The sequence below is a fragment of the Pseudomonas sp. 10(2024) genome (assembly GCF_045164175.1).
GTDB classification, from domain to species: Bacteria; Pseudomonadota; Gammaproteobacteria; order Pseudomonadales; family Pseudomonadaceae; genus Aquipseudomonas; species Aquipseudomonas alloputida.
In genome coordinates this window covers 1,459,406-1,472,240 of sequence record NZ_CP174006.1, presented here as the reverse complement: position 1 = coordinate 1,472,240, position 12,835 = coordinate 1,459,406, and the positions used below count along the sequence as shown (strand labels likewise).

The window sequence follows — 12,835 nt, the reverse complement described above, 5'->3', positions numbered from 1 at the left end:
GACAAGCCCATGAAACAGATTCACGTCATAGATTCCCACACGGGTGGCGAACCCACCCGCCTGGTGATGAAGGGCTTTCCGCAACTGCACGGCCGCAGCATGGCCGAACAGCGCGACGAACTGCGCGAGCTGCACGACCCATGGCGCCGTGCCTGCCTGCTGGAGCCACGCGGCAACGATGTGCTGGTCGGCGCGCTGTACTGCCCGCCGGTATCGGCCGACGCTACTTGCGGGGTGATCTTCTTCAACAACGCCGGTTACCTGAACATGTGCGGTCACGGCACCATCGGCCTGGTTGCGTCGTTGCTGTACCTGGGCCTGATCGCACCGGGTGTGCACAAGATCGACACCCCGGTCGGCCAGGTCAGCGCCACCCTGCATGACGACGGCGCCATCACCATCGGCAACGTGCCCTCCTACCGCTACCGCCAACAGGTTGCGGTGGACGTGCCCGGCCATGGCGTGGTGCACGGCGATATCGCCTGGGGCGGCAACTGGTTTTTCCTTGTGTCCGAACACGGCCAGCGCATCGAGCTGGATAACCGCGAGGTGTTGACCGAGTACACCTGGGCCATGCTCAAGGCCCTGGAAGCCCAGGGCATCACCGGCGAGAACGGCGCGCCCATCGACCACATCGAACTGTTCGCCGACGACCCCAACGCCGACAGCCGCAACTTCGTGATGTGCCCCGGCAAGGCCTACGACCGCTCCCCGTGCGGCACAGGCACCAGCGCCAAGCTGGCCTGCCTGGCCGCCGACGGCAAGCTTGCCGAAGGCCAGACCTGGGTGCAGGCCAGCATCACCGGCAGCCAGTTTCACGGCCGTTACGAGCGCGACGGCGAGCGTATTCGACCGTTCATCACCGGCCGTGCCCACATGACCGCCGACAGCACCCTGCTGATCGACGAACAGGACCCGTTCGCCTGGGGCATCTGAGCCCCCGGCCTTTTGACCAAACCCAATTTCGCCAGGAGTAACAACAATGACCAACAACATTTTCACCGGCACCATGCCCGCCCTGATGACCCCATGCACCGCCGAGCGCAAGCCGGACTTCGACGCCTTGGTGCGCAAGGGCCGCCAACTGATCGAGGCCGGCATGAGCGCGGTGGTGTACTGCGGCTCGATGGGTGACTGGCCGCTGCTGACCGAGGCCGAGCGCCAGGAAGGCGTGGCGCGCCTGGTGGCGGCCGGTATCCCGACCATCGTCGGCACGGGCGCAGTCAACACCCGTGAGGCAGTGTCGCATGCCGCCCACGCCGCCAAGGTCGGTGCCGCCGGCCTGATGGTCATCCCTCGCGTGCTCAGCCGCGGCGCCTCGCTGATCGCCCAGAAGCACCATTTCTCGGCCATCCTCGCTGCCGCACCGAAACTGCCGGCGGTGATCTACAACAGCCCTTACTACGGCTTTGCCACCCGCGCCGACCTGTTCTTCGAACTGCGCAGCCAGTTCCCCAACCTGATCGGCTTCAAGGAGTTCGGCGGTGGCGCCGACCTGCGCTACGCCGCCGAGCACATCACCTCCAAGGATGACGATGTCACCCTGATGGTCGGTGTCGACACCCAGGTGGTGCATGGCTTCGTCAACTGCAACGCCACCGGCGCCATCACCGGCATCGGCAATGCGCTGCCGCGCGAAGTGCTGCAACTGGTGAGCCTGAGCAAACAGGCCGCCAAAGGCGACGCCCGTGCCCGCCGCCTGGCGCGCGAGCTGGAAGCGGCGCTGGCGGTGCTGTCGTCGTTCGATGAAGGCTGCGACCTGGTGTTGTATTACAAGCACTTGATGGTGCTCAACGGCGACACCGAGTACAGCCTGCACTTCAACGAGACCGACGTCCTGACCGACGCTCAGCGCAACTATGCCGAACAGCAGTACGCGCTGTTCCGCAGCTGGTACGCCAGCTGGTCGGCTGAGCAGAACATCGCCTGAGCAGCCACTGCTCTACCTGTGGGAGCGGGCGTGCCCGCGAATCAGGCGACCCGGTGCATGGCACCGGCTTCGCCGGTGTTCGCGGGTGAACCCGCTCCTACAGGGGGCGTAATCCCCCATGCATCTGCATTAGATTTCCAAGGAGGCTCCATGACCCTCACAGGCAACCTGCTGATCGGCCAGAGGCCGGTAACCGGCAGCCGCGAAGCCATCCGTGCCATCGACCCAACCACCGGTCAGGCTCTGGAACCGACCTACCTCGGCGGCACAGGCGAACAGGTGGCCCAGGCCTGCGCGCTGGCCTGGGCGGCATTCGATACCTACCGCGAAACTTCGCTCGAACAACGAGCAGAGTTCCTTGAAGCCATCGCCATACAGATCGAGGCCCTAGGCGATGCCCTGATCGACCGCGCCGTGGCCGAAACCGGCCTGCCCAAGGCGCGCATTCAGGGCGAGCGTGGTCGTACCTGCACCCAGCTACGCACCTTTGCCCGTGTGGTGCGAGCCGGCGAATGGCTGGACGTGCGGGTCGACAGCGCCCTGCCTGAGCGCCAGCCCCTCCCCCGTGCTGATCTGCGCCAGCGCCAGGTGGCCCTGGGGCCAGTCGCCGTGTTCGGCGCCAGCAATTTCCCGCTGGCCTTCTCGGTGACCGGTGGTGACACCGCGTCGGCATTGGCCGCTGGCTGCCCAGTGGTGGTCAAGGCCCACAGCGCCCACCCCGGCACCAGCGAGCTGGTCGGCCAGGCGGTGGCGCAAGCAGTGAAGCAGTGCGGCTTGCCAGCCGGTGTGTTCTCGCTGCTTTATGGCTCGGGCCGCGAAGTGGGCATTGCCCTGGTCAGCGACCCACGTATCAAGGCCGTTGGTTTCACCGGTTCGCGCAGCGGTGGCGTGGCGCTGTGCCAGGCCGCCCAGGCGCGCCCGGAGCCCATCCCGGTGTATGCCGAGATGAGTTCGATCAACCCAGTGTTCCTGTTCGACGCCGCCCTGCAAGCCCGTGCCGAAGCACTGGCACAAGGTTTCGTCGCCTCGCTGACTCAGGGCGCTGGCCAGTTCTGCACCAACCCCGGTCTGGTAATCGCCCGGCAGGGGCCGGCATTGCAGCGGTTCATCACTGCAGCCGCCGGGTACGTGCAGCAGGCCTCCGCCCAAACCATGCTCACCCCCGGCATTTTCAGTGCCTACCAGGCCGGTATCGCAGCCCTGGCAGACAACCCCTGTGCCCAGGCCATCGCCAGTGGCCAAACCGGTCAGGGCCCCAACCAGTGCCAGGCACAGTTGTTCGTAACCCAGGCCGAAGCGTTTCTCGCCGACCCGGCGTTGCAGGCTGAAGTGTTCGGTGCAGCGTCGCTGGTCGTTGCCTGCACCGACGATGAGCAGGTCCGCCAGGTAGCCGAACAGCTGGAAGGTCAGCTGACCGCCACCCTGCAACTGGACGAGGCCGACATCGACAGCGCTCGCGCCCTGCTCCCCACCCTTGAGCGCAAGGCCGGGCGTATTCTGGTCAATGGCTGGCCGACCGGCGTCGAGGTGTGCGATGCCATGGTCCACGGCGGGCCGTTCCCGGCCACTTCCGATGCACGCACCACCTCGGTGGGTACGGCGGCGATCCTGCGATTCCTGCGCCCGGTTTGCTATCAGGACGTCCCCGATGCGCTGCTGCCGCAGGCATTGAAACACGGCAACCCGCTGCAGCTGCGGCGCCTGCTTGATGGTAAACGGGAAGACTGAGCATGGTCGAAACCGCTGAAACCGATATCGCCGTGGTGGGCGCCGGCATTGTCGGCGTCGCCTGTGCCCTGCAACTGGCCCGCCAGGGCCATCGGGTAACGCTGGTCGACCGCCAGGCGCCCGGCCTCGGCGCGTCCTTCGGCAATGCCGGGCACCTGGCAACCGAGCAAGTGTTCCCGATTGCCGACCTGTCGATCCTCAAGCGCCTGCCGCGCATGCTGCTCGATCCGATGGGCCCGCTGCGCCTGGACTGGAAATACCTGCCCAAGGCCATGCCGTGGTTCACGCGGCTGCTGCTCAACCTGCGCCCGGCGCCGTTCCAGCGCAGCGTGGCGGGCATCCGCACATTGAACGAAGGCAGCCTGGGCGCCTGGCACCGGCTGTTGAGCTCGATCGGACGCAGCGAATTGTTTCAAGAGGATGGTTCGTTGCTGGTGTTCGAGAAACCTGAGTCACGCCAGGCGCTGGAGGCGTTGCGCACACGCATGCAACAGCAGGCGGTGCCGGTGGACTTCTGGTCCGCCAAAACCGTGCGCGAAGCGGCGCCGCAGCTCAGCCCGTCACTGTTGGGCGGACTGTTCTTTCCACGCACCGGGCACTTCATCGACCCTTATCGGGTGGTGTGCGAATTGTTCGAAGCGGCCAAGGCCAGCGGGGTACGCTTTGTCCAGGCGCAGGTCGATGGCGGGCAGCTACACAGTGCCGGCGTGAGCCTTGCCAGCGACCGGGGCACGCTCAAAGCCCGCCAGGTGATTGTCAGCTGTGGCGCCCATTCTGCGAAACTGACCGCTGCGCTGACAGGCAAGCGGGTGCCGCTGGATACCGAACGCGGCTACCACCTGATGTTGCCAGGTGAGCACCAACGCCTGCCGTTTGCCGTCACCTCGCTTGAGCGCAAGTTCATCATGACGCCCATGGCCGAAGGCTTGCGCCTGGCTGGCACTGTGGAGTTTGCCGGGCTTCAGGCACCACCGAGCATGCAACGGGCTTGGCAGTTGCACCGGTTGAGCAAGGGGTTGTTCCGGCACGACTTGAGCGTCGAAGGGGCAACGCCGTGGATGGGTTTCAGGCCTTCGTTGCCAGACTCATTGCCAGTAATCGACAGGGTGTGCAATGGGCGGGTGCTGTTGGCGTTTGGGCATCAGCACCTGGGGTTGACCCAGGCGGCGGTGACGGCGGAATGGGTGGGGCGGTTGGCTGAGCAGGCTGGTGGGCCTGAGATGAGTGCATACCGACTGGATCGGTTTTAGTCTTTACCGGCCTCTTCGCGGGCAAGCCCGCTCCCACAGAGAGGGTGCAGCATCTGACACCTGTGGTGTCTCTGTGGGGACGGGCTTGCCCGCGAATGGGCTGCAAAGCAGCCCCTCCAAGCCTCAGCGGTAACGCTCGAGCCAGTGCGCATACGGTGCCGGCAAGGTCCAGGACGCTTTTTCCACCCCCAGTTCCTTGGCCGCAAAGTAAGCCCAGTGCGGGTCGGCCAGGTGCGCGCGCCCTACCGAAACCAGATCCAGCTGGTTGGCCTGCAATGCGGCCTCCGCCAACTGCGGCGTACCAAAGCCCCACGCCGACGTCACGGGCAGCTTCGCTTCGCGGCGCACGCGCTCGGCAATCGGCCCCATGAACGCTGGCCCCCAGGGGATGTTGGTGTCGGGAATGGTGAAGCCGACACTCACGCTCAGCAGGTCGAGCCCACCGGCCTTGAAGCGGCGGGCCAGTTCGATCGACTCTTCCAGGGTCTGCTCATCGCGGCCATCGTATTCCAACACACCAAAGCGCGCGGTCAGCGGCAGGTTCTCCGGCCACACTTCGCGCACGGCGGCCAGTGTTTCCAGCAGGAAGCGGCTGCGGTTGTCGAAGCTGCCACCGTAGGCATCGGTGCGCTTGTTGGAGTGCTCGGAGAAGAAGCTCTGGCCCAGGTAGCCATGGGCGAAATGCAGTTCTATCCACTCGAAGCCGGCATCACGCGCACGGCGGGCGGCATCGACGAAGTCCTGCTTGACCCGGGCGATATCGTCCAGCGTCATTTCGCGTGGCACTTTCGGCAGATGCGCGCCAAAGGCAATCGCAGACGGGGCAATGGTCTCCCAGCCGCGCGCGTCGTCGGCGGCAATGTGGTCGTCACCCTCCCACGGGCGGTTGGCGCTGGCCTTGCGCCCGGCGTGGGCGATCTGGATACCCGGCACGGAACCGGCAGCCTTGATGGCCTGCACCACCGGTACGAACGCCTGAGCGTGGGCATCGCTCCAGATACCGGCGCAACCCGGGGTGATACGCCCTTCCGGCGCAACAGCAGTGGCCTCGACCACCAGCAAGCCGGCACCACCACGGGCCAGGCCGGCCAGGTGTACGTGGTGCCAGTCGTTGATCATGCCGTCTTCAGCCATGTACTGGCACATCGGCGGAATGGCGATTCGGTTACGCAGGGTGACGTCTTTGAGGGTGTAGGGTTCGAACAGTGCGGACATGGGAAACTCCGGGTTCATTTGAATACTGTTGTTCGATCATAATCGAACTATGGCAATTAATGAAACCCCCGTTATCATGTCAACCATGCGAGCCTATAAACATCCCAACCCCGAAGACCTCATCCTTGAACGCCTGCTCTATGCGCTCAGCGACCCCGTTCGCCTGGAAATCGTCCGCCACCTGGCCGGTGTGACCGAGGCCAGCTGTGGCGAGCTGGACGGAGGCCGGCCGAAGTCGAGCATGTCCCACCACTTCCGTGTGTTGCGTGATGCAGGGCTGGTGCAAACCCGCAATGTGGGGACTACCCATATGAATTCGCTGCGTAGCGAGATGCTGGGCGAGCGGTTTCCCGGGCTGCTGGAGTGCATACTGCGCCAGCAGTGATACCTGTGCAGGCCTCTTCGCGGGTGAACCCGCTCCTACCAGGGATGGCGATAAGCCTGAGGGTTGCGCTGGGCTTGGCAATCGAGTAGGAGGCGGATTCACACCCGCCGTCCTCTCACACCACCGTGCGTACGGTTCCGTACACGGCGGTTCAGGTTACGCGGCTAAGCCGGTTAATCGTATCCAGTATCGAGACCAGCCCGAGCCGGTCCCACAGTTTCTTTGGCAGCGCGTAGTTCATATGTTGCGCTCCCGAATTCCACCATGGACCTCGGCCATTGAAGGCTGACTTGTTGGCACGCTCCTCGCTCAACCCCAGGCGCATCAAGTTTCTCAGCCTCGTGGGAGGCTGCTTCCATTGACGCCAGATGACGCAGCGGAGTTTGTGCCTGACCCAACCATCCAGTTCCTCAAGCGGCCGCTTGCTCTGGCTGAGCTTGAAGTAGCTAGCCCAGCCTCTCAGGACGGGGTTGATCCGCTCGATGACAGTCGCCATTTTGCGAGCCCGTACGCTGCGCAGCAGCATTCTGAGCCGGTCGCGTAAGCGGTCTAGGCTCATCGTTGCCACGCGCAGCCTTGGCTGCTGGTGCCAGCTCATCCCATAGCCTAGGTAGTCGCACTTCCACGCCCTTGCCACTTGGCTTTTCTTTCTGTTCACCGTCAGCTTCAGACGTTCTCTCAGGAAGCGCTCGACGCTGACCAACACCCGTTCGCCGGCCCGGGGACTGCGTACATAGATGTTCGCATCATCGGCATAACGTACGAAGCGATGGCCCCGCCGCTCCAGCTCGCGGTCGAGTTCGTCGAGCAGGATGTTCGACAGCAACGGCGAGAGCGGGCCGCCTTGCGGCGTCCCTTCCTGCCGTGGGCTGACGACACCGCCCGACATGATCCCGGCTTCAAGGTAGCGGCGGATAAGCCTGAGTACGCACTTGTCTTTGATCCGACGTTCGATGCAAGCCATGAGGATGTCGTGATTGACCCGATCGAAAAACTTCTCCAGATCGAGTTCCACGCACCAGCGGTGTCCCGCTGTCACATGAGCACGGGCCATCTCGATGGCTTGATGCGTACTTCTGCCCGGACGAAAACCATAGCTGTAGTCCGAGAACAGTGGGTCGAAGATAGGTGTGAGCTGCTGCTGCAGTGCTTGCTGGATCAGGCGATCCACGACGCTGGGGATTCCCAGTTGCCGTGTGCCGCCCTGCGGCTTGGGAATTTCAACCGCTCGCACTGCTTGGGGCTGGTATTCACCGGCCAGTAACCTGGCCTTGAGGGTTGGCCAATACTGTTTCATGTAGCCCGCCAAGTCAGCGACCGTCATGCCATCGGCACCCGGCGCTCCCTTGTTGCTGACCACGCGTTGATACGCACGTCTGAGGTTGGCCGGTGCAAGCACCCGCTCCATCAGCGTGTCCGGCTCCGCGTTCGTCCACGTTACTGACGCCGTCGATACCTTTGCACTGTCATGCATCATCCTCAGCTTCTGGCCGGGACTCGGGATGACAGTTTCCGCTGTGGGAAATTTCTGCATTACGGCTACCAACGAGACAGTGACGCCTACTGGCGGCATAACCTGTTCGGCCCTTGGTGGCGCGGTTGACCGCCACTTACTACGGCTTCGGCTGACTTCTGCACGCTCATCCCGTCGCCTTTCGACGCGCGGTAGCACAATGGCAAACGTACAGATCTCCCAGGGTAATTCGCGCGACCTTCCTGCTTATGCCTGTCGGATCTACGTCACAGCGTTCCGTGCAAGTATTGGGCTTTGGCGATTTGTGCCACCTCACCCCGCTGTGCCGCCTCTATCCGCTTCCTGTTCGTCAGGCCAGCATTTTGCCTCGGGCTTCCTTCAGATTCGCAGTCGCCCACGACACCCTTGCCTCTGGCTAACACTTCCCCTTGCCGGGTGTGTAGAGGACTTTCACCTCCAAGTCACCCGCTTGGCCACCACAGCCAAGCGGATTGCGCTTACGCGCAACGCGCCATGCCTGGCGCACACAAAAAAGCCACGAGGTCTCCCCCGTGGCTTTCTTTCACAACAATGGCCGATTACAGCGCCATGTCGTTCTCAGGCTTGCTCTCGACCGGCTTGCTTGCCGCGCCACCGAATTCAACGCTGGCGTCGATCACCGGCGGTTTACCCAGTTGCAGCACTTCAGCGGTGTAGTTCCACTCTTTCTGGGTGGCCGCTGCCGAATCGTTCAGCTTGGTGCCGTAGCTCGGCACGATTTCCTTGATCTTGGCCTGCCACTCTGGGGTAGCGACCTTCTCCTTGAACACCGTTTCCAGCACGTGCAGCATGATCGGCGCAGCGGTCGAAGCACCCGGCGATGCACCCAGCAAGCCCGCGATGGTGCGGTCTTCGGACGCCACCACTTCAGTGCCCAGCTTCAGCACGCCGCCCTTCTCGGCATCACGTTTGATGATTTGCACACGCTGGCCGGCCTGCCACAGACGCCATTCTTCTTTCTTGGCGTTCGGGAAGTAGGTGCGCAGGGCTTCGAAGCGGTCATCGTCAGACAGCATCAGCTGGCCAGCGAGGTACTCGACCAGTGGGTACTGGTCGATACCGACTTTGGTCATCGGCCACACGTTGTGGGTGGTGGTGCTGCTCAGCAGGTCCAGGTACGAGCCGTTCTTCAGGAACTTGGTCGAGAAGGTAGCGAACGGGCCAAACAGGATGACGCGCTTGCCATCGAGCACACGGGTGTCCAGGTGCGGGACCGACATGGGTGGCGCACCGGTCGAGGCGATACCGTAGGCCTTGGCCATGTGCTGCATGGCCACGGTCGGGTTCTCGGTCACCAGGAACGAACCGCCCACCGGGAAACCTGCGTATTCCTTGGCTTCCGGAATACCCGACTTCTGCAGCAGCTTCAGCGCGCCGCCGCCGGCACCGATGAACAGGAACTTGGCGTCGGTGGCCGACTCGGTACCGTCCTTCAGGTTCTTGTACTCGACGTGCCAGGAGCCGTCCTTGTTGCGGGTGATGTCCTGCACTTCGCTGGACAGCTTCAGCTCGAAACCTTTCTGGGTCTGCAGGTGGCCAACGAACTGGCGGGTGATCTCACCAAAGTTGACGTCGGTACCGATCGGCGTCCAGGTCACGGCCAGCTTCTGGTTCGGGTCGCGGCCCTCCATCATCAGCGGGACCCACTTGGCGATCTGCGCGTGGTCCTCGGAGTACTGCATCGGACGGAACAGCGGGCTGGCCTGCAGTGCGTCGTAACGCTTCTTGAGGAACTTGATGTTGTCATCGCCCCACACGAAGCTCATGTGGGGGGTGGTGTTGATGAACGAGTGCGGGTTCTTCAGCACGCCCTGGCGTACTTGCCACGACCAGAACTGGCGGGAAATCTGGAAGGCTTCGTTGATTTCGATGGCCTTGGAGATGTTGACGTTGCCGTCTTTGTCTTCCGGGGTGTAGTTCAGCTCGGCCAGCGCGGAGTGGCCGGTACCGGCATTGTTCCAGCCGTTGGAGCTTTCTTCGGCCACGCCATCCAGGCGCTCGACCATTTCCATCGACCAGCTTGGCTCCAGCTCGTGCAGCCACACGGCCAGGGTGGAGCTCATGATGCCGCCGCCGACCAGCAGCACGTCTACTTTCTTGGTTTCTGCAGCATGCGCTTGCATGACGCTTGCAGCGACCGCCAGACCCAGCAAGGTCTTGCCAGCTTTCTTGAACATTGATCAATTCCAGTCAGGAGAACAGAGTGAGGGCCTGTGGCTGGCCCCGGTAAAGCGTGTTCTTCAGCGCAGGCTTTTTGTTGATCATTGTTCAGCAGCCAGAGAACCAGAAAACGGCTCGGCCTTTGGTCGAATTGACCGACAAGGCTGAATCGTTTTTCCGATTGTATCTGAAATGCCAGCACAAACAAATTGCAGGCCGGAGCGTCAAGGCGACCGGTTGCCCCAGCGGCAGTTTGCCACGTCACAAACAAAAGCCCCCGGCCATGTGCATGACCGGGGGCCTTGGATCACGCCGCAAGCGTCGCGATCAGGGTACCGCCAAGATTACTGCTGCTGAGGCAGTTTATCGATCGGGCCGCAGCCACCGATGATCTTGGAGATGGAAACCGAAGGGTGGAACAGGTAGTCGTAGGTGCAGTTTTTCGGTTGGTTGTAAACCTGGCCAGTGCAACCCGACAGCAGGGCGACACCCGAAACGACGGCAACGGCTACGGTGGCCTTGAACAGCTTTTTCATTACTCAATCCTTTAAATGAATCATCTTCGACCATCGTCTGATGGCCGCGGAATCATACAGACTCCAGGCATTGGATCCAAGCCGCGCTTGGCACAGGTTCTTTGCAACTGTGCAACAACAGGTTGAAAAGCGCGCCTTTGGCGACGATAGTTCAGAGCACTGCCTTCGCAATGCCCAACAGGAACTCACCATGCTTGGCGTCACCGACTACGGCGCATTCGTCATCGCCTTCCTCATTCTTCTGGCCATCCCCGGCCCGGGCAATTTCGCCCTGATCACCGCCACCGGCAAGGGCGGTATCAAGGCAGGCCTGGCCGCGACCTGTGGCGTGATCGTGGGTGACCAGGTGCTGCTGTGGCTGGCGGTAGCCGGTGTCGCCACCCTGCTGGCCACCTACCCTGCCGCCTTTCATGTGGTGCAGTGGGCGGGGGCTGCATACCTGGCCTACCTGGGCCTGCGCATGCTGCTGAGCAAACCCGGTGGTGCAGCACACACCTGCCGCATGGACAACGGCCAGTACCTGCGCCAGACCATGATGATCACCCTGCTCAACCCCAAGGCGATCATGTTCTACATGGCGTTTTTCCCGCTGTTCGTCGACCCGGTGAAACACCAAGGGCTGGTGACGTTCGGTTTCATGGCGGCGACAGTGGCGGTGGTGACCTTCCTGTATGGGCTGATTGCCGTGGTGCTGACCCATCAACTGGCCGAGCGCATGCGCGCCAACCCGCGGATTGCCAATATGTTCGAGCGGCTGGCGGGGGCTTGCCTGGTGGGATTCGGCATCAAACTGGCGGCGATGCGCTGATCCCAAGCCCGACAGGGTCCGGGCGCGCCTGACAGCAACCCTGAACAAGCCCCCGGCAACTCATGGTTCCCGGGGGCTTGTTCACTCAGCCATTACCCAGTCAATTGGTTTCCAGCTGATAGGCCTTGCTCACGAACAACGCCGCAAACAGGCTCTTGCCTTCCTTGAAGATGTACTGCTCTTCGAAACTGCCGTCTTCGACCAGCTTCTGCCCGATGGCGCATTCCGAATCGCTGTGGTTCTTGGCCTTGGCGCCAAAGTCACTGCTCCACGACGACAGCCCAACCTCCTGGCAGAAGGCTGCGAACTTTGCCTTGGGGACTTGCTGCTGGTATTCGCTGAAAGCCTCTTTCAGCGATTTGAAGCCGCTGTAACTTACCGAGTAGTTCTCGACCTTGGCCTTGCGGGCAAAGCCGCTCACCGCTTCAGCCAACACCGCCTGGCCGGAGTACGGGCTGTATGCCCCGATCAGCATCGCGCTCAGGGCACTCTTGAGCTGGGTTTCGACATCGTCTAGCTCCGGCAGCGACTGGAAGTCGGCCTTGCGCACGATTTCCCCCACCTTGGAGCCGTCGTTGCGGTGGGTGACCACGAACGCCATCGAGCCTTCGCCATCGCTGGAGCGTTTGATGGTGAAGTCCAGGTCGACCGTGGTACCAAAGTCACCCGTGCTGCTGACCAGAAACGCGCCAGTTACTGGCTGGCGCACCGCCATGTTGGCGCCCCAGGTGAAGTTCGACGGGGCGGCCCGACCATTGGCGGCCAGCTCGGCACGTGGCTGGACTTCGTCGCTGACATCAGCCACCAGCACGACTTCGGCCCCCTTGCTGGCAACGTAAGGGTTGCTCATCTGCATGCCCAGCAACTGGATATGAATGCTGCCATCCTTGCTGTCTCCGTCATGGGCCAGCTTCAGCGCATCAGCCTTCAGGTACACCCCGGCCACATTGCGGCTGACATTGAGCTGGTACTTGGCCCAGCCCGCCAGGCCTTCCTCAGCCGAACCACCCTGTACGGACTCCATCAAGCCCGACAGGCCGCGCAGGAACTGCTGGGCGCCATTGGTCTGCGCCGCCGCCACGCGGATCTCCGGGTCGGCTACCGTCAGGTTGCCGGAAAACGCCGAGTAGGAAATGTCCCCCTCAGACAGCACATCCTCAAGAAAATAGCGCTCCTTGAAATCGTCGTAGTAGGCCAGCGCAGCCTTCTTGCCCGAGCTGGCGACCATCGCATAGCCACCACCGAGCACCAGCACCGCTGCGGCCACACCGCCAATCAGCAGCTGCTTCTTGTTCATCTGTTTGATCATG

Annotated in this window: 11 protein-coding genes; 6 read left to right on the top strand and 5 right to left on the bottom strand. The window is 62.7% G+C overall.

What is annotated here, in order from left to right; all coding sequences use genetic code 11:
• The first annotated feature begins 9 nt into the window (after positions 1 to 9).
• The 4 genes from ACI7M0_RS06765 to ACI7M0_RS06750 all read left to right on the top strand — a co-directional run bounded on the left by ACI7M0_RS06765 (position 10) and on the right by ACI7M0_RS06750 (position 4,908).
• A complete protein-coding gene (locus ACI7M0_RS06765) occupies positions 10 to 936 on the top strand; it encodes a 4-hydroxyproline epimerase (RefSeq protein WP_104960980.1) in 927 nt (308 codons plus the stop codon).
• A 46-nt stretch (positions 937 to 982) separates the two neighbouring features.
• A complete protein-coding gene (locus tag ACI7M0_RS06760) occupies positions 983 to 1,930 on the top strand; it encodes a dihydrodipicolinate synthase family protein (protein ID WP_129933373.1) in 948 nt (315 codons plus the stop codon).
• 150 nt (positions 1,931 to 2,080) lie between these two features.
• Complete coding sequence (locus ACI7M0_RS06755) at positions 2,081 to 3,658, top strand: aldehyde dehydrogenase (NADP(+)) (RefSeq protein WP_129933375.1); 1,578 nt, start codon at positions 2,081 to 2,083, stop codon at positions 3,656 to 3,658.
• Positions 3,659 to 3,660: 2 nt separating this feature from the next.
• Complete coding sequence (locus tag ACI7M0_RS06750; RefSeq protein WP_129933377.1) at positions 3,661 to 4,908, top strand: FAD-binding oxidoreductase; 1,248 nt, start codon at positions 3,661 to 3,663, stop codon at positions 4,906 to 4,908.
• 123 nt (positions 4,909 to 5,031) lie between these two features.
• Here ACI7M0_RS06750 and xenA read toward each other — a convergent pair whose 3' ends face one another.
• Positions 5,032 to 6,123: a xenobiotic reductase XenA gene (gene xenA / locus ACI7M0_RS06745; protein WP_010952388.1), complete on the bottom strand. Its 1,092-nt coding sequence runs from the start codon at positions 6,121 to 6,123 to the stop codon at positions 5,032 to 5,034.
• Positions 6,124 to 6,172: 49 nt separating this feature from the next.
• Here xenA and ACI7M0_RS06740 point away from each other — a divergent pair, with 49 nt between their 5' ends.
• Positions 6,173 to 6,508: a helix-turn-helix transcriptional regulator gene (locus tag ACI7M0_RS06740; protein WP_129933379.1), complete on the top strand. Its 336-nt coding sequence runs from the start codon at positions 6,173 to 6,175 to the stop codon at positions 6,506 to 6,508.
• Between the two features lie 151 nt (positions 6,509 to 6,659).
• On the opposite strand, the gene ltrA is transcribed toward ACI7M0_RS06740, so the two are convergent.
• From ltrA to ACI7M0_RS06725, 3 genes are all read right to left on the bottom strand, one after another.
• Entirely contained in the window at positions 6,660 to 8,081 is a 1,422-nt protein-coding gene (gene ltrA, locus ACI7M0_RS06735) for a group II intron reverse transcriptase/maturase (RefSeq protein WP_405314498.1), read from the bottom strand.
• A 479-nt stretch (positions 8,082 to 8,560) separates the two neighbouring features.
• Positions 8,561 to 10,198 (bottom strand): malate dehydrogenase (quinone), encoded by a 1,638-nt coding sequence (gene mqo / locus ACI7M0_RS06730; protein ID WP_010952387.1) that lies wholly within the window; start codon positions 10,196 to 10,198, stop codon positions 8,561 to 8,563.
• Between the two features lie 327 nt (positions 10,199 to 10,525).
• Entirely contained in the window at positions 10,526 to 10,717 is a 192-nt protein-coding gene (locus ACI7M0_RS06725) for a YhfL family protein (RefSeq protein WP_003254720.1), read from the bottom strand.
• Positions 10,718 to 10,907: 190 nt separating this feature from the next.
• On the opposite strand from ACI7M0_RS06725, the gene ACI7M0_RS06720 reads away from it, so the two are divergent.
• Positions 10,908 to 11,525, top strand: coding sequence for a LysE family transporter (locus tag ACI7M0_RS06720; protein WP_104960974.1), 618 nt, complete (start codon positions 10,908 to 10,910; stop codon positions 11,523 to 11,525).
• Positions 11,526 to 11,625: 100 nt separating this feature from the next.
• Here ACI7M0_RS06720 and ACI7M0_RS06715 read toward each other — a convergent pair whose 3' ends face one another.
• A complete protein-coding gene (locus ACI7M0_RS06715) occupies positions 11,626 to 12,834 on the bottom strand; it encodes a hypothetical protein (RefSeq protein ID WP_064491366.1) in 1,209 nt (402 codons plus the stop codon).
• Position 12,835 lies beyond the last annotated feature (1 nt).

Bases quoted from the DNA above. Each gene is read 5' to 3' on its own strand.
- ACI7M0_RS06765 (WP_104960980.1), top strand. From the start codon at position 10: ATGAAACAGATTCACGTCATAGATTCCCACACGGGTGGCGAACCCACC.
- ACI7M0_RS06760 (WP_129933373.1), top strand. From the start codon at position 983: ATGACCAACAACATTTTCACCGGCACCATGCCCGCCCTGATGACCCCA.
- ACI7M0_RS06755 (WP_129933375.1), top strand. From the start codon at position 2,081: ATGACCCTCACAGGCAACCTGCTGATCGGCCAGAGGCCGGTAACCGGC.
- ACI7M0_RS06750 (WP_129933377.1), top strand. From the start codon at position 3,661: ATGGTCGAAACCGCTGAAACCGATATCGCCGTGGTGGGCGCCGGCATT.
- xenA (WP_010952388.1), bottom strand. From the start codon at position 6,123: ATGTCCGCACTGTTCGAACCCTACACCCTCAAAGACGTCACCCTGCGT.
- ACI7M0_RS06740 (WP_129933379.1), top strand. From the start codon at position 6,173: ATGGCAATTAATGAAACCCCCGTTATCATGTCAACCATGCGAGCCTAT.
- ltrA (WP_405314498.1), bottom strand. From the start codon at position 8,081: ATGCCGCCAGTAGGCGTCACTGTCTCGTTGGTAGCCGTAATGCAGAAA.
- mqo (WP_010952387.1), bottom strand. From the start codon at position 10,198: ATGTTCAAGAAAGCTGGCAAGACCTTGCTGGGTCTGGCGGTCGCTGCA.
- ACI7M0_RS06725 (WP_003254720.1), bottom strand. From the start codon at position 10,717: ATGAAAAAGCTGTTCAAGGCCACCGTAGCCGTTGCCGTCGTTTCGGGT.
- ACI7M0_RS06720 (WP_104960974.1), top strand. From the start codon at position 10,908: ATGCTTGGCGTCACCGACTACGGCGCATTCGTCATCGCCTTCCTCATT.
- ACI7M0_RS06715 (WP_064491366.1), bottom strand. From the start codon at position 12,834: ATGATCAAACAGATGAACAAGAAGCAGCTGCTGATTGGCGGTGTGGCC.